This window comes from Flagellimonas profundi, assembly GCF_017313275.1.
GTDB classification, from domain to species: Bacteria; Bacteroidota; Bacteroidia; order Flavobacteriales; family Flavobacteriaceae; genus Flagellimonas; species Flagellimonas profundi.
In genome coordinates this window covers 107,985-126,730 of record NZ_JAFLNM010000003.1, presented here as the reverse complement: position 1 = coordinate 126,730, position 18,746 = coordinate 107,985, and the positions used below count along the sequence as shown (strand labels likewise).

The 18,746-nt window shown below is 45.8% G+C and carries 7 protein-coding genes; 5 read left to right on the top strand and 2 right to left on the bottom strand.

Annotated elements, in window-relative coordinates:
• Positions 1-53 precede the first annotated feature (53 nt).
• Positions 54-365 carry a DUF3467 domain-containing protein gene (locus J0654_RS13930; protein ID WP_207029733.1) on the top strand — a complete coding sequence of 104 codons (312 nt, stop codon included), beginning with the start codon at positions 54-56 and terminating at the stop codon, positions 363-365.
• 34 nt (positions 366-399) lie between these two features.
• On the opposite strand, the gene J0654_RS13925 is transcribed toward J0654_RS13930, so the two are convergent.
• Complete coding sequence (locus tag J0654_RS13925) at positions 400-831, bottom strand: hypothetical protein (protein ID WP_207029732.1); 432 nt, start codon at positions 829-831, stop codon at positions 400-402.
• A 110-nt stretch (positions 832-941) separates the two neighbouring features.
• Entirely contained in the window at positions 942-2,531 is a 1,590-nt protein-coding gene (locus J0654_RS13920) for a peptide chain release factor 3 (protein WP_207029731.1), read from the bottom strand.
• A 395-nt stretch (positions 2,532-2,926) separates the two neighbouring features.
• On the opposite strand from J0654_RS13920, the gene J0654_RS13915 reads away from it, so the two are divergent.
• From J0654_RS13915 to J0654_RS13900, 4 genes are all read left to right on the top strand, one after another.
• Positions 2,927-7,255 (top strand): T9SS type B sorting domain-containing protein, encoded by a 4,329-nt coding sequence (locus J0654_RS13915; RefSeq protein ID WP_207029730.1) that lies wholly within the window; start codon positions 2,927-2,929, stop codon positions 7,253-7,255.
• Between the two features lie 12 nt (positions 7,256-7,267).
• The gene (locus J0654_RS13910; RefSeq protein WP_207029729.1) at positions 7,268-8,215 is read left to right on the top strand and encodes a PorP/SprF family type IX secretion system membrane protein; all 948 of its coding nucleotides are present in this window, start codon (positions 7,268-7,270) and stop codon (positions 8,213-8,215) included.
• Positions 8,216-8,226: 11 nt separating this feature from the next.
• Positions 8,227-10,176, top strand: coding sequence for an OmpA family protein (locus J0654_RS13905; protein WP_207029728.1), 1,950 nt, complete (start codon positions 8,227-8,229; stop codon positions 10,174-10,176).
• Between the two features lie 404 nt (positions 10,177-10,580).
• Complete coding sequence (locus J0654_RS13900; RefSeq protein ID WP_207029727.1) at positions 10,581-18,746, top strand: beta strand repeat-containing protein; 8,166 nt, start codon at positions 10,581-10,583, stop codon at positions 18,744-18,746.

The window sequence follows — 18,746 nt, the reverse complement described above, 5'->3', positions numbered from 1 at the left end:
ATAAAACAAACCCTGGCCCTAAGCCGGGGTTTTTGTTTTTAAGACAAAATAGTATGGCTGAAGAAAAGAAAAAGCAGAAGCAGATCAATATAGAGTTGGATGAGAAAACCGCTGAGGGAACATATTCCAATTTGGCTATTATCAACCACTCTGTATCTGAATTTGTTGTAGATTTTATTAGTTTAATGCCGGGTGCGCCCAAGGCAAAGGTTAAGAGCAGAATCATTTTAACACCACAGCACGCCAAAAAGCTGCTTAAGGCTTTAAACGATAACGTAAGCCGATTTGAACAGGCACATGGAACTATACAAGATTACGAACAACCGGCAATCCCATTAAATTTTGGACCTACTGGTGAAGCATAAAAAAAGCCCCGAACATTCGGGGCTTTTTTATGATTTAATTTAGCCAACCTTTCTGAATACCTTTTTTGGAAAAAGAGACAAGATAGATTCCAATAACAATGATGAATACGGGCATGGCATAGGTAGAAGGTCCAAAAGCCTCAACGGCATTAGAAATAAACAGCCAGTGAATAAATTGTGCCACTGCAGCAATCAATGAGATAATAAAAAGAGGGCGCGCCCATTTTTTGCGCATTAAAAGACCTATGCAGGCAATGGTACCTGCGAAAACGGCAATGGCAAATGCTGCGGTTGCCCAAGCTGGTATACTTTCAAAAGCCTCGCGTTGCGCTTGGTTTAAACTTTCTAAAATGGCTACTTGATTAAAAGCTTGATTGAGATAGTTGAAAACTCCGACCAAATTCCATAAAAGTGCAATAACGCTCACCACCCAGAACCAGGTAGGTGGTTTTACTGATGTAGTCATAATTTCTTTATTTAATTGGTTATGCTATCCAATGTACAAAAAAAAGACATATGAAAAGATAACCCTTTCATATCCAGAAATATATGATGCGTCTTCTTAGTGTTTAAATACTATTCGAACTCAGAAGTATAATGTAATTTGACCGAGGGATATTTTTGTTGTGTCATTTGTAGTGAAAAGGGTGAATCCGCCAAAAATACCAATTGTCCCTTTTTATCGGTGGCCAAAAACTTTTGTTTTACCCGTTTAAACTCTTGGAACTCTTCGTTCTTTTCATCTTCAGGCTCTACCCAGCACGCTTTGTGCACAGGGAAGTTTTCATAAGTACATTTGGCTCCATATTCGTGTTCCAATCTATATTGGATTACTTCATACTGTAAGGCCCCGACCGTTCCTATCACCTTTCTTCCGTTCATTTCGAGGGTAAATAATTGGGCAACCCCTTCATCCATTAATTGGTCAATACCTTTGTACAATTGTTTTGCCTTCATCGGGTCGGCATTGTTGATGTACCTAAAGTGCTCCGGAGAAAAACTTGGAATTCCTTTGTAGTGCAACTCTTCCCCGCTGGTTAAAGTATCACCAATTTTAAAGTTGCCCGTATCGTGAAGCCCCACGATATCACCTGGATAGGAAATATCCACAATTTCTTTTTTCTCAGCAAAAAATGCGTTTGGACTTGAGAATTTTAGCTTTTTTCCCAATCTAACATGTAAATAGGGTGTATTCCTTTCAAACGTACCGGATACAATTTTAACAAAAGCAAGGCGGTCACGGTGTTTTGGGTCCATGTTGGCGTGTATCTTGAATACGAAGCCTGAAAAATCCTTTTCATTGGCATTTACCAAACGTTCTTCGGCTTTCTTGGGGCGGGGTGAGGGAGCGATGTCCACAAAACAATCCAATAGTTCCCGAACTCCAAAATTGTTCAGTGCAGAGCCAAAAAATACGGGTTGCAGCTCACCTTTTAGATAAGCTTCTTTATCAAAATCGGGATAAACCCCTTCAACAAGTTCTAGATTCCCACGCAATTCTTCAGCAGCTTCTGTTCCTATGATTTTTTCAAGTTCAGGATTGTCTAAATCATCAAAGGCAATAGTCTCTTCGATATTCTTTTTGCTATTACCGCTAAAAAGGTTAATGTTTTTCTCGTAGATATTATAAATCCCCTTAAAGTCGTACCCCATACCTATCGGAAAGCTTAAAGGTGTTACTGTGAGGCCCAATTTTTGCTCCACTTCGTCTAAAAGGTCAAAGGCATCTTTACCCTCACGGTCCAATTTGTTGATGAAAACGATCATGGGGATATTACGCATGCGGCACACCTCCACAAGCTTTTCCGTTTGTTCCTCCACACCCTTGGCCACATCGATAACTACAATAACGCTATCTACGGCCGTCAAGGTTCGAAAAGTGTCCTCGGCAAAATCCTTGTGTCCAGGAGTGTCCAAAATGTTGATTTTCTTGCCTTTATAAATAAATGCCAAAACGGAAGTAGCGACTGAAATTCCTCTTTGGCGCTCAATTTCCATGAAGTCACTCGTAGCAGATTTTTTAATCTTATTGCTTTTTACAGCACCGGCTTCTTGAATCGCACCACCGAACAAGAGTAATTTTTCGGTCAAAGTTGTTTTTCCGGCATCCGGGTGGGAGATGATTCCGAAAGTTCTTCGTTTTGCTATTTCCTTTTCAAATTCCATCAACAAAAATTTCGGCAAAAATAGGGGATTTATATGTTTTGCCACCCATTTTTAGCATGATTCGGGATTGTTAATATAATTGGAAAAAAATAGAGCATTTAAGTTAGCCATAAACAAAAAGAAAAGTAATTTTCGCTCGTTTTATGCTCGCTAGCCATTCACACGGGGTTTATCCATTTGTAAAACAAGCAGATGAGGTAAATAATGATGAGGAAATCGCCTTTTATCGAGAAAAATAGGAGGTGAGAGTCAAATAGTTTAACTATGTGACGTAATTGTGTCTATATGTGTCCTAAGGGCCGGTGACATTAAAACAAACAGGAAAACCCCAATTTTCTTACAATTACGAGGACCTCTTTAAGCCATGGTGATTAGTTGACCAAAACTTATCATTTATGGAAAAAATTACTTTCTTAGATTTTAGAAAGGGCAAAATTTTTGTCCTACTTCTGGTTCTGGGATTTATAGTATATCCTAATATTACATCTTTTAAGAATGTCCCAAGCTCTATTGAGAACAACAGGAATATATCTCATGATAATACTGGCGATAGCTATACGTTGAAGAGTTCTGATTTGGCATTGGACTTAAATGCGCATATAAATTGGGAAACTAATGATGCTATTGCTCAAGAAACCGGTGTTTGTAATTATAATAGTGAAGAGGCTAATTATAATGGTCCCGACAAAGTTTTACTTTGCCATAAAGAAGATAAAAGTTACAACAATCCCCGAAATGGATATCATACAATAAGTGTAGCTCCCGCTTCAGTTAAGGCTCATTTAGATCATGGTGATACATTGGGCGCCTGTGGAGATGGAGGAGATGACACCGATGCAGATGGTGATGGCGTAAGCGATGAAGATGAGAAAGAAGATGGTACCGATCCATTGGATTATTGTGATTACAATCCTGAACATATTACCTTTCCTCAAAGTGATGAATACCTCCAAGCTGATTGTGATGGCGATGGAGTAAGCAACGGCCAAGAACACCACGATGGTACAGATCCCTTGGACCCCTGTGATTTTGTGCTGGAACACCAAGATTGTTCCGTTTCGGACGAATGGAAAAAGTTGGATTGTGACGGTGATGGAGTAAGCAACGGTCAAGAGCACCACGATGGTACAGATCCCTTGGACCCCTGTGATTTTGTGCTGGAACACCAAGATTGTTCCGTTTCGGACGAATGGAAAAAGTTGGATTGTGACGGTGATGGAGTAAGCAACGGTCAAGAGCACCACGATGGCACAGATCCCTTGGATCCATGCGATTTTGTTGCTGAACACCAAGATTGTTCCGTTTCCGATGAATGGAAAAAGTTGGATTGTGACGGTGATGGAGTAAGCAACGGTCAGGAACAAGAAGACGGTACAGACCCCTTGGATCCCTGTGATTTTGTTGCTGAACATCAGGATTGCTCCCCATCCGAAGAGTGGAAGCAAACCGATTGCGATGGTGATGGCGTGACCAACGAGGACGAAACAGAAGATGGCACGGACCCATTAGATCCATGTGATTATAATCCTGAAAGTGTGACCTTGCCTCAAAGCGGTGATTACCTTACCGCTGATTGCGACGGTGATGGTGTGACCAATGAACAGGAGGATGAGGACGGTACCGACCCACAGGACCCATGTGATTTTGTTGCTGAACATCAGGATTGCTCCCCATCCGAAGAGTGGAAGCAAACCGATTGCGATGGTGATGGCGTGACCAACGAGGACGAAACAGAAGATGGCACGGACCCATTAGATCCATGTGATTATAATCCTGAAAGTGTGACCTTGCCTCAAAGCGGTGATTACCTTACCGCTGATTGCGACGGTGATGGTGTGATCAATGAGGATGAAGAAGAAGATGGTACCGACCCACAAGATTCGTGTGATTTTGTACTTGGCAGTCAAACGGTCGACCCCGATTCCACTTGGAACACTTCCGATTGCGATGGCGATGGTGTGACCAACGAGGACGAAACAGAAGATGGCACGGACCCCTTAGACCCTTGTGACTACAATCCTGAAAGTGTGACCTTGCCTCAAAGCGGTGATTACCTTACCGCTGATTGCGACGGTGATGGTGTGACCAATGAACAGGAGGATGAGGACGGTACCGACCCACAAGATCCGTGTGATTTTGTACTTGGCAGTCAAACGGTCGACCCCGATTCCACTTGGAACAGTTCCGATTGTGATGGTGATGGTGTGACCAACGAGGATGAAACAGAAGATGGAACGGACCCATTAGACCCATGCGATTATAATGCAGATAGCGTGACCTTGCCGCAATCAGCTGAATGGAACTCACTTGATTGCGATGATGATGGAAATCCAAATGAAACCGATCCAGATCCATTAACGGCGAATGCCAACGACGATTTCGGTTCAACACCAGCCTTAACGGAAGTAGCAATAAATATTTTGGAGAACGATGACTATCTTCCCAATAACGATGATAACAACCAAGGAGTTACCGCTATAACTAGAATAGGTGGAGATGCAGTTGGAGTTGTAGTATTTGATAATGAGACCGGGTTTGTGAACTATACGCCCGTAGCGTCTGAATCTAATACAACGGTTACCATAGTTTATCAAGTGTGTAATGTTGTACCAGATCCAAGTGTTTGTGCTTCGGCTACTATTTATATAGAAGTAGGAGCAAATACCCTCGATGCCGTCGATGATGCCTACACTGTACAAACGGGCGGAGACGGCACAATTGCGGACAGCAATGTACTGTCCAATGACACCTATAACGGTGCTCCCGTAACCCTAGACGATGTCGTATTGAGCTCCACACCAACAGCTCAACTTGTCATCAATGAAGATGGCAGCGTAGGTGTGGTGGATGGGACCGGACCGGGCACCTATACCATCGAGTATACCATTTGCGACGCCTCCGATTCAGGAAATTGCGATACGGCCACCGTTACCGTTGAGGTAACACAAGGCACCGGGAATGTTATCGACGCCGTCGATGATGCCTACACTTTACAAACAGGGGGGGATGGTACAATTGCGGACAGCGATGTATTGTCCAACGATACCTATAACGGAGATCCCGTAACCCTTGCCGATGTCGTATTGAGCTCCACACCAACGGACCAACTTGTCATCAATGGGGACGGTAGCGTCAGCGTAGTGGATGGGACCGAACCTGGCACCTACACCATCGAGTACACCATCTGCGATGCCTCCGATTCAGGAAATTGCGATACGGCCACCGTTACCGTTGAGGTAACACAAGGCACCGGGAATGTTATCGACGCCGTCGATGATGCCTACACTGCACAAACGGGGGGGGATGGTACAATTGCGGACAGCGATGTATTGTCCAACGATACCTATAACGGAGACCCCGTAACCCTTGCCGATGTCATATTGAGCTCCACACCAACGGACGAGCTTGTCATCAACGGAGATGGTAGCGTCAGTGTAGTGGATGGGACCGAACCTGGCACCTATACCATCGAGTACACCATCTGCGATGTCTCCGATTCAGGAAATTGCGATACGGCCACCGTTACCGTAGAAGTGACGGAAGGGACCGGGAATGTTATCGATGCTGTGGATGATGCCTACACTCTACAAACAGGGGAAGACGGTACAATTGCGGAAAGCGATGTATTGTCCAACGATACCTATAACGGAGACCCCGTAACCCTTGCCGATGTCGTATTGAGCTCCACACCAACGGACCAACTTGTCATCAATGGGGACGGCAGCGTCAGTGTAGTGGATGGAACCGAACCGGGCACGTATACCATCGAGTACACGATTTGTGATGTTATGGATGTAAACAATTGTGATACCGCCACGGTTACCGTAGTAGTAACGGAAGGAGTCGGAAATGTAATCGATGCCGTGGACGATGCTTACAATGCAGGATCTGGAGGAGGTGATATCACGGAAAGCGATGTATTGTCCAACGATACCTATAACGGAGACCCCGTAACCCTTGCCGATGTCGTATTGAGCTCCACACCAACGGACCAACTTGTCATCAATGGGGATGGCAGCGTCAGTGTAGTGGATGGAACCGAACCGGGCACGTATACCATCGAGTACACGATTTGTGATGTTATGGATGTAAACAATTGTGATACGGCCACGGTTACCGTAGTAGTGACGGAAGGAGTCGGAAATGTAATCGATGCCGTGGACGATGCTTACAATGCAGGATCTGGAGGAGGTGATATCACGGATAGCGATGTGTTGTTTAACGATACGCTAAATGATGAAGCTATAGTACTGATTGATGTAATCTTAACATCTACCCCAACAAACGTATTAACAGTCAACGACGATGGGAGCGTTACTGTGGCTCCTGGAACGCCGGCAGGAACTTATACTATCGAATATACCATATGTGAAGCAGCTAATCCAGATAATTGTGATACGGCTACTGTGACTGTAATTGTTGAGGATATTGAAGTAAACCAGATGTTGACACCTAACGGGGATTTAAAAAACGACTTTCTGTTTATCCGAGGTGTGGAATATATCAAATCAAGTACCATTAAAATTTTCAATCGTTGGGGAACTCTTGTCTTCGAAGGGAATAATTACGACAATGTAAATAATGTTTTTGATGGACGTGTTAGAGGTAAATCCGCCCTTAGTGTGAACGATTATCTACCTGCAGGGGTTTATTTTTATATATTTAATTACGAAACCGAGCAAGGAAGCTTCACAGACTCTGAATACATTTACATAAGTAGATAACATATTGATAGAATGATAAAAAAGCATTTTTTAACTACGTTGTTGTTTATTGGAATACTGTCTACGGGTGTAATGGCCCAGCAGGATGCACAATACACACAATATATGTACAATACGTTGAGTGTAAATCCTGCTTATGCCGGATCAAGAGGACAGCTTAGCTTTGCAGGCTTGTACCGATCGCAATGGGTGGGGTTGGATGGAGCTCCTGAAACCTTTACTTTAAATCTTCACTCACCCATTCAAAACAGTAGATTGGGTTATGGAATATCCATCGTTAATGATAATATTGGGGATGGTGTTGTACAGGAGACATACCTTGATGCTGTTATATCCTACACAATAGATGTGTCTATGGATGCCAAACTATCATTTGGGCTCAAAGCAGGTGGGAATATGTTGAGTTTGGACTTTAACGGTCTAAGAAATTTTGACCAAGAAGTAGTCAATCAAAATAATATCGATAACAGGTTCACACCTAATTTTGGACTTGGGATCTACTACCATACCGATAAATTTTATGCGGGGATTTCCGCGCCGAATGTTTTGGAGTCGGAATATTTTGACAACGATAATGCTGATAACGGTGTCAACTTTTTGTCTGCCGAGCGAATGAATATTTATTTGATTACGGGCTATGTTTTTGATTTAGGGGCGGATCTTCAATTTAAACCGGCTTTGCTCACCAAAGCGGTCGGGGGAGCTCCATTACAGGTAGATCTCTCTGCCAGTTTTCTGTTTGCCAATAGATTTAGTTTTGGTGCGGCCTACCGTTGGGATGCAGCAGTCAGCGGTTTAGTTGGATTCCAGGTTTCAGAGCAAATAATGTTGGGATTGGCCTATGATCGAGAAACGACAGAGTTGGGAGGAACACAATTCAATGATGGGTCTTTTGAAGTATTTTTAAGACTGGAATTATTGAAATCCTTCCAAAGAACCATATCACCACGATTCTTTTAATATAGTTTATAATGCTGAAAAGAATACTCACATTACTCTTTATAGTTTGCGGATGCATCATAAAAATATATGCGCAACAGGATAGTATTCCAGATAAGCAGATTTCCCGGGTAATGGAAAGGGCCGATGAAAAATACAAACAGTACTCATTCAGTCCTGCAATCGATATTTATAAAAAAGTGTTGGACAAAGGGTATAGTTCGCCCGATTTATTGAAGAGGCTAGGGAACTCCTACTACTTTAATGCCAAGTACCAAGAAGCTGCGGAGAGATATAAAAAACTGGAGGAAACCTATCCGGATGACATGTCGGTAGAAGATGTTTTCCGATACGCACAGAGCTTAAAGTCGGTGGGTAATTATGATCAGGCCGCAAAAGTCATGGAAGATTTTAGGGAGATGACCTCTTCAATGGTGGATTTTGATGAGGATTACATGTCAAAAATAGAAGCGAACTCTGGAAGATATACCATAAAAACCTTCCCTTATAATAGTAAGTACTCCGATTTTGCCGCAGCTTATTACGAAAAAGGCCTCATTTTCGCCTCAGACCGTGACACAGGTAACTTCGCGAGATATCGCCACACATGGAATTCAAGGGACTTTTTGGATTTATATAAGGTCAATGCGGATAGTGTCTCCATGGATAGGGCTGTAAAATTGGAAGGAGAGGTCAATACCAGATTACATGAGTCCACTTCTGTGGTAACCAAAGATGGTACGACCATGTACTTTACCCGAAATAATTTTTTCGATGGAAGAAGGAAAAAAGATGAAGAGGGTATCATTAGATTAAAAATTTACAGCGCAGAAAAAATTGATGGTGAATGGGGAAACATAACGGAACTTCCTTTTAATAGTGATTCCTATTCTGTGGCCCATCCTATGTTGAGTCCGGATGGCAAGAAGCTGTACTTTGTTTCCGACATGCCAGGTAGTTTGGGGGAATCGGATATTTTTGTCACCGAGATCATTGGGGATGGAACCTATGGACCCATTCAAAACCTCGGAAGTAATATCAATACGATCGCTCGTGAAACTTTCCCTTTCATTACTAAAGACGGAGTGTTATACTTTTCTTCAGATGGGCATCAAGGCCTGGGCGGTTTGGATATTTTTGCCACAAAGATTGCCTATAATGATTATACCCAACCTGTGGTCAATGTGGGTAGGCCGGCGAATACGCCTAAGGACGATTTCTCTTTTATTTTTGATTCGGAAAACAAAACCGGATACTTCGCGTCCAACCGGGATGGGGGTATGGGAGATGATGATATTTACGAATTTGTGGAAAATGTTCCCTTAACCTTGGAGTGCATCCAAGAAGTAACCGGAACGGTACGCGATCGAATTTCCAATGAAGTTTTGGCTGGAGCCACGGTGAAAATTATAGATGAAGAAAACAACGAAATATCATCTACCATTACAGATTCCGATGGAAACTACATATTGCAATTGGATTGTTCCAAAGGTAATTTTGTTAGGGCATCCAGGGATGGGTATGTGCCGGCAGAGGAATATTTACCAATATCCGATGGTAAACCACGGATTGTGGATTTTTACTTGGAACGAGACGTGGTCACTGGAGGATTTGGCGACGACTTGGCAAAGTTGTTACAATTGAGTACTATTTATTTTGATTTGAATAAATACAATATCAGACCCGATGCGGAAATAGAGATTCAGAAGGTTATTGTAGCCATGGAAAAATATCCAAGTTTAAAAATTAAGGTGAATTCGCACACTGATAGTCGTGGTGTTGATGCCTATAATCTTTGGTTATCACAAAAAAGAGCTGAATCCACTGTAGATTATATGGTGTCTAAAGGAATATCCGCTGATAGACTTCAAGGAGAAGGGTTTGGCGAGACCCGATTGGTTAACGATTGTATGAATGGTGTTCAATGTTCGGAAGAACAACATCAACTTAACAGAAGATCGGAATTTATCATTTTTGAATAAGAATTTTTAAGAACGAATGAAATATAACGGCCCCTTCAGGGTCGTTTTTTGTTATGGTTCGATTGCAAAAAATAATTCCCTTAAAATGACTTTTAGCAACATTTTTATTTAAAATAACATCCATGTTTTTGTAGGATTAAACCTACTATAATAGCTTGTTGTTTAGGGCCTCATCGACGAACTGTCTTAAAAAAATCGTAAAAAAATACAAGAGTAACCTCAAAATTTACGGGCTATACAATCCTATTTCATGGGTTCACAACAATTATTTTCCACCCCTAAAAGTGAGGGTAATTTTGTATTCGGTCGAAAATTCGGTGTGTTGAACCACGAAAGAGTTTAAGAACCAGAAGTTTAAAGAATCAACAAAACTACAGCATAGAACCTCAACTAATAGTAACCTCATGAAAAAGAGCATACTAGTCTTAATATTCCTTCTTTTTTCAGGAATTGCCTTTTCTCAAACCACTGTGACCCTTCAGGACCAATGCAATTGTGAAGTCCTAAAAGGTACAGATGTTTCCAGTGCTGGTTCGGTAACCCCGGCTGGTGCGGATTTAGGAGATATTTATGTAAATACCACAACAGGAACCATATATTTCTGGGATGGTGATTCGTGGGAATTGACCTCAAACGATGATCAGCAATTGACTGGTTTCACTTTTGATGATGCCACCAATATTTTATCCCTATCGTTAGAAGATGGAGGCAGTGTAAATGTTGATTTGAGTAGTTTAAAGGATGTGCTCACGGATTCAAACACAACGGTTACTTCATTTGATATTGATGGTACAAACACCAATTTGGTTATAACCGATTCTGATGCCAATTCTTATGCTGTAGCATTGGCAGATCTGGCGGCTTTGATAGATACGAATACAGATAGTCAAGACTTAACAGGGGCAACACTTAATGGTTCTAACCAATTACAGATTGACATTCAGAATGGAGCCTCTACTTCTGCGGATTTAAGTAGCCTTGACGACAGTGCCGGTGTTGCTGCGAATGCCTCAGACATAGCGACCAATGCTGCCGGTATTGGAACCAACGCGACAAATATTGCTACGAACACAACGGATATTGCCGCTAACACAGCAGATATTGCGACAAACACAACGAATATTGCAAACAATACTTCGGACATCACAGCGAATGCAGCAAACATCTCGACCAATGCGGCGGACATCGCGACGAATGCTTCCGATATTGGAAACAATGCGACAAATATATCGACCAACACTTCGGATATAGCCACGAACACTTCGGATATTGCGACTAATGCTTCCGATATCGCAACGAACACGACAAATATATCGACCAACGCCACGGACATAGCAACAAATGCTTCCGATATTGGAACCAATGCGACAAATATTGCGACCAACACCAGTAACATTACTGCGAACGCAACAAACATAGCCACGAACACGGCCGATATAGCAACCAATACTTCGGACATCGCGACCAATGCTTCCGATATCACAACGAACACCACAAATATTTCTACCAATGCCACGGACATTGCGAACCATGTGGCCGCTGACGGGGACCTTTCCTCGACCAACGAGATACAGAACCTGGGCGAAGTACTAGCCGATGGAAATGATGGTGGCGGGTTGGCCATCACCAACATCGCCGACCCCACCGCTGCGCAGGATGCTGCGACCAAGGCCTATGTGGACGGTGTTTCGGATGACGACATCACAGGGGCCTCCCTTGATGCACCGACCAATGTGCTTACCATCAGTGAGGGCACCACGGATGTGACCGTTGATCTGAGCGACCTTGACGACAGTGCGGGAGTTGCCGCGAATGCCTCGGACATTGCGACAAATACAACGAACATATCAACAAACGCCTCCAATATCGCCAACAATACAACGGATATAGCCACGAACACTGCCGATATTACAACAAACACTTCGGATATAGCCACGAACACAACGGACATTTCGACCAATGCCACCGACATTGCCAACCATGTGGCCGCTGACGGGGACCTTTCCTCGACCAACGAGATACAGAACCTGGGCGAAGTACTTACCGATGGAAACGATGGTGGCGGATTGGCCATCACCAACATAGCGGACCCCACCGCTGCACAGGATGCAGCGACCAAGGCCTATGTGGATAGTGTGTCGGACGACGACATCACGGGAGCTTCGTTGGATGCACCGAGCAACGTGCTTACCATCAGCGAAGGCGCCACGGATGTGACCGTTGATTTGAGCGACCTTGACGACAGTGCGGGGATTGCCGCGAATGCCTCGGACATTGCGACAAATACAACAAACATATCAACAAACGCCTCCGATATCGCCAACAATACAACGGATATAGCCACGAACACTGCCGATATTACAACAAACACTTCGGATATAGCCACGAACACAACGGACATTTCGACCAATGCCACCGACATTGCCAACCATGTGGCCGCTGACGGTGACCTTTCCTCGACCAACGAGATACAGAACCTTGGCGAAGTACTTGCCGATGGAAACGATGGTGGCGGATTGGCCATCACCAACATAGCGGACCCCACCGCTGCACAGGATGCAGCGACCAAGGCCTATGTGGATAGTGTGTCGGACGACGACATCACGGGAGCTTCGTTGGATGCACCGAGCAACGTGCTTACCATCAGCGAAGGCGCCACGGATGTGACCGTTGATTTGAGCGACCTTGACGACAGTGCGGGGATTGCCGCGAATGCCTCGGACATTGCGACAAATACAACAAACATATCAACAAACGCCTCCGATATCGCCAACAATACAACGGATATAGCCACGAACACGGCCGATATTGCAACGAATACTACGGACATTGCCGCTAACACCACAAATATCTCGACCAATGCCACTGACATTGCGAACCATATTGCTGCCGATGCCGATACTAACATAGGCAATGAGTACAATACGGGAAGTGGTATCGCGGGAGGTAATCTGGAAATCACTGATGGAGGTGGAACGGAATCTGTAAACTTGATCAGTGGTGATGCGAACAACAATATTACGGCTGGCTCTGATGGTGCACTATACTTGAACGTGGCATCCGTGTCCATAGCCGAGACCAATACCACATTGTCCTTTGACAATACGACCAGTGAGTTGACCTATACCAATGAACTTGGGAACAATCCGGTCGTGGACATATCAAGTCTTGACGACAGTGCGGGAGTTGCCGCGAATGCCTCGAACATCGCAACAAATACAACGAACATATCAACAAACACCGCCGATATTGCAACGAACACGGCTGATATAGCAACTAATACTTCGGACATTACGACCAACACTTCCGATATCGCCGCGAACGCAGCGGATATTGGAACAAATACAACGAACATCGCCGCTAACACTTCGGATATAGCCACGAACACAACGGACATTGCGAACCATGTAGCCGCTGACGGTGACCTTTCCTCGACCAACGAGATACAGAACCTTGGCGAAGTACTTGCCGATGGAAATGATGGTGGCGGATTGGCCATCACCAACATCGCGGACCCTACCGCTGCACAGGATGCTGCGACCAAGGCCTATGTGGACAGTGTTTCGGATGACGACATCACGGGAGCTTCATTGGATGCACCTAGCAACGTGCTGACCATCAGCGAAGGCACCACGGATGTGACCGTTGATCTGAGCGACCTTGACGACAGTGCGGGAGTTGCCGCGAATGCCTCGGACATTGCGACCAATGCTTCCGATATTGGAACCAACTCGACAAACATTGCGACCAATACATCCGATATTGCAACGAACGCAACGAACATATCAACAAACACCGCCGATATTGCAACTAACACAACGGACATCGCCGCTAACACAGCGGATATAACAACGAACACTTCAGACATTGCGACCAATGCTTCTGATATTGGAACCAATGCGACAAATATTGCGACCAACACTTCGGATATAGCAACAAACACTGCCGATATAGCAACGAACGCAACGAACATATCGACAAATGCCACGGATATTTCGAACCATATAGCTGCTGACGGGGACCTTTCCTCGACCAACGAGATACAGAACCTTGGTGAAGTACTTGCCGATGGAAATGATGGTGGCGGATTGGCCATCACCAACATAGCGGATCCTTCCGCTGCACAGGATGCTGCGACCAAGGCCTATGTGGACGGTGTTTCGGATGACGACATCACGGGAGCTTCATTGGATGCACCTAGCAACGTGCTGACCATCAGCGAGGGCACCACGGATGTTACCGTTGATCTGAGCGACCTTGATGACAGCGCCGGTGTTGCCGCGAATGCCTCGGACATTGCGACCAATGCTTCCGATATTGGAACCAACTCGACAAATATTGCGACCAATACTTCGGATATAGCTACTAACACGGCCGATATAGCAACCAATACTTCGGACATCGCGACCAATGCTTCCGATATTGCAACGAACGCAACGAACATATCGACAAATGCCACGGACATTTCGAACCATATAGCTGCTGACGGGGACCTTTCGTCAACAAATGAGATACAGAACCTTGATGAAGTACTTGCCGATGGAAATGATGGTGGCGGATTGGCCATCACCAACATAGCGGATCCTACCGCTGCACAGGATGCAGCGACCAAGGCCTATGTGGACAGTGTTTCGGATGACGACATCACGGGAGCTTCGTTGGATGCACCGAGCAACGTGCTGACCATCAGCGAAGGCACTACGGACGTGACCGTTGATCTGAGCGACCTTGACGACAGTGCGGGAGTTGCCGCGAATGCCTCGGACATTGCGACCAATGCTTCCGATATCACAACTAATGCAGGGAACATTGCGACCAACGCTACCGATATTGGAACCAATGCGACAAATATTGCGACCAACACTTCGGATATAGCAAACAATACGGCTAATATAGCAACGAACACAGCGGATATAGCCACGAACACAACGGACATTTCGACCAATGCCTCCGATATTGCAACAAATACAACAAATATCTCGACCAATGCCACGGACATTGCGAACCATGTGGCCGCGGATGGGGACCTTTCCTCGACCAATGAGATACAGAACCTGGGCGAAGTACTAGCCGATGGAAACGATGGTGGCGGATTGGCCATCACCAACATCGCCGACCCCACTGCTGCACAGGATGCTGCGACCAAGGCCTATGTGGACGGTGTTGCGGATGACGACATCACGGGGGCTTCGCTTGATGCACCGACCAATGTGCTTACCATCAGCGAAGGCGCCACGGATGTGACCGTTGACCTGAGCGACCTTGACGACAGTGCAGGGGTTGCCGCGAATGCCTCGGACATTGCGACAAATACAACAAACATATCGACAAACGCCTCTGATATCGCCAACAATACAACGGATATAGCCACGAACACCACGAATATCGGAACAAACGCAACGAACATAGCCACGAACACAACGGACATCGCTGCTAACACAGCGGATATTGCGACAAACACCTCTGACATCGCCACGAATACAACCGATATTGCAACAAACACAACAAATATCTCGACCAATGCCACGGACATTGCCAACCATGTGGCCGCTGACGGTGACCTTTCCTCGACCAACGAGATTCAGAACTTAGGCGAAGTACTTGCCGATGGAAATGATGGTGGCGGATTGGCCATCACCAACATAGCGGACCCCACCGCAGCACAGGATGCAGCGACCAAGGCCTATGTGGACGGTGTTTCGGATGACGACATCACGGGGGCTTCGCTTGATGCACCGACCAATGTGCTGACCATCAGCGAGGGCACCACGGATGTTACCGTTGATCTGAGCGACCTTGATGACAGTGCCGGGGTTGCTGCGAATGCCTCGAACATTGCGACCAACGCTACCGATATTGGAACCAATGCGACAAATATTGCGACCAACACTTCGGATATAGCAACCAATACATCAGACATTGCGACCAATGCTTCCGATATTGCCACGAACACGACAAATATATCGACCAACGCCACGGACATTGCAAACCATGTGGCCGCGGACGGGGACCTTTCGTCAACAAATGAGATACAGAACATCGAGGAAGTACTTACCGATGGCAACGATGCCAATGGATTGGTGTTGACAGGTCTGGGTGCGCCCACTGCGGCGAGCGATGCAGCGACCAAGGCCTATGTGGACAGTGTTTCGGATGACGACATCACGGGGGCTTCGCTGGATGCACCGACCAATGTGCTGACCATCAGCGAGGGCACCACGGACGTGACCGTTGATCTGAGCGACCTTGACGACAGTGCCGGGGTTGCCGCAAATGCCTCGGACATCGCGACAAATGCAACGAACATATCAACAAACGCCGCCGATATTGCAACTAACACAACGGACATCGCCGCTAACACAGCGGATATAACAACGAACACTTCAGACATTGCGACCAATGCTTCTGATATTGGAACCAATGCGACAAATATTGCGACCAACACTTCGGATATAGCAACAAACACTGCCGATATAGCAACGAACACCACAAATATCTCGACCAATGCCACGGACATTGCGAACCATGTGGCCGCTGACGGGGACCTTTCCTCGACCAACGAGATACAGAACCTTGGTGAAGTACTTGCCGATGGAAATGATGGTGGCGGATTGGCCATCACCAACATAGCGGACCCCACCGCTGCACAGGATGCTGCGACCAAGGCCTATGTTGACAGTGTTTCGGATGACGACATCACGGGGGCTTCGCTTGATGCACCGACCAATGTGCTGACCATCAGCGAGGGCACCACGGATGTTACCGTTGATCTGAGCGACCTTGACGACAGTGCGGGAGTTGCCGCGAATGCCTCGGACATTGCGACAAATACAACGAACATATCGACAAACGCCGCCGATATTGCAACTAACACGGCTGACATAGCGACGAACACTTCAGACATTGCGATCAATGCTACCGATATTGGAACCAACTCGACAAACATTGCGACCAACACTTCCGATATTGCAACGAACGCAACGAACATATCGACAAATGCCACGGACATTGCCAACCATGTGGCCGCGGACGGGGACCTTTCCTCGACCAACGAGATACAGAACCTTGGTGAAGTACTTGCCGATGGAAATGATGGTGGCGGATTGGCCATCACCAACATAGCGGACCCCACCGCTGCACAGGATGCAGCGACCAAGGCCTATGTGGACAGTGTGTCGGACGACGACATCACGGGGGCTTCGCTGGATGCACCGAGCAACGTGCTTACCATCAGCGAAGGCGCCACGGACGTGACCGTTGATCTGAGCGACCTTGATGACAGCGCCGGTGTTGCCGCGAATGCCTCGGACATTGCGACCAATGCTTCCGATATCACAACTAATGCAGGGAACATTGCGACCAACGCTACCGATATCGCCACTAACACAGCAGATATTGCGACCAACACTTCGGATATAGCAAACAATACGGCTGATATAGCCACGAACACGGCCGATATAGCAACCAATACTTCGGACATTGCGACCAATGCTGCCGATATAGCAACAAACACGACAAATATCTCGACCAATGCCACGGACATAGCCAACCATGTGGCCGCTGACGGTGACCTTTCCTCGACCAACGAGATACAGAACCTTGGCGAAGTACTTGCCGATGGAAACGATGGTGGCGGATTGGCCATCACCAACATCGCGGACCCTACCGCTGCACAGGATGCAGCGACCAAGGCCTATGTGGACAGTGTTTCGGATGACGACATCACGGGGGCTTCGCTGGATGCACCGACCAATGTGCTGACCATCAGCGAGGGCACCACGGACGTGACCGTTGATCTGAGCGACCTTGACGACAGTGCCGGGGTTGCCGCAAATGCCTCGGACATTGCGACAAATACAACGAACATATCAACAAACGCCTCCGATATCGCCAGCAATACGGCTGATATAGCAACGAATACAGCGGATATAGCCACGAACACAACGGACATTTCGACCAATGCCTCCGATATTGCAACAAATACGACAAATATCTCGACCAATGCCACGGACATTGCGAACCATGTGGCCGCCGACGGAGATTTGTCATCTACTAATGAAATTAATACTCGTTTTGAGGTCAATGGTACAAATCTAGAGATTGAAGATAGCAATGGTACTTTACAAGTTCCATTAGCGGATATCAATACAGATGATCAACTAGCATCAGAAGTAAATTCAGATTCGCCAATTGATGTTGATGGTGATGGAAATACAGAAGCAACTGTGGAAGATGTAATTCAGGATATAGCTCCAATAACATCAAAAGCCGCTAGAATATTCTATCCACCTTCAATAGCTATTGATGCGTCTTCAAATGGAACGGGAAGAACAGTGGATCTATACGCTCAATATGTAGCGCAGTATGGGACCCCTGCTGTATCGAGTGCAGGTGCACCTGCTGCAGTTCCCACTTATAGTGCAACAGAGCTTTATTATTATGTAACCTATGCAGACCCAACAGTATTTGATAACATGAGTATTGATGCCAACGGTGTGCTGACCTACGATATTATTGGACAACCAGCCGATTACAATGCATTGATCAATGTAGTATTTGTGGTAAAATAA

Excerpts from the sequence above, each read along its gene's own strand:
- J0654_RS13905 (WP_207029728.1), top strand. The coding sequence starts at position 8,227 with ATGCTGAAAAGAATACTCACATTACTCTTTATAGTTTGCGGATGCATC.
- J0654_RS13900 (WP_207029727.1), top strand. The coding sequence starts at position 10,581 with ATGAAAAAGAGCATACTAGTCTTAATATTCCTTCTTTTTTCAGGAATT.
- J0654_RS13925 (WP_207029732.1), bottom strand. The coding sequence starts at position 831 with ATGACTACATCAGTAAAACCACCTACCTGGTTCTGGGTGGTGAGCGTT.
- J0654_RS13910 (WP_207029729.1), top strand. The coding sequence starts at position 7,268 with ATGATAAAAAAGCATTTTTTAACTACGTTGTTGTTTATTGGAATACTG.
- J0654_RS13915 (WP_207029730.1), top strand. The coding sequence starts at position 2,927 with ATGGAAAAAATTACTTTCTTAGATTTTAGAAAGGGCAAAATTTTTGTC.
- J0654_RS13930 (WP_207029733.1), top strand. The coding sequence starts at position 54 with ATGGCTGAAGAAAAGAAAAAGCAGAAGCAGATCAATATAGAGTTGGAT.
- J0654_RS13920 (WP_207029731.1), bottom strand. The coding sequence starts at position 2,531 with ATGGAATTTGAAAAGGAAATAGCAAAACGAAGAACTTTCGGAATCATC.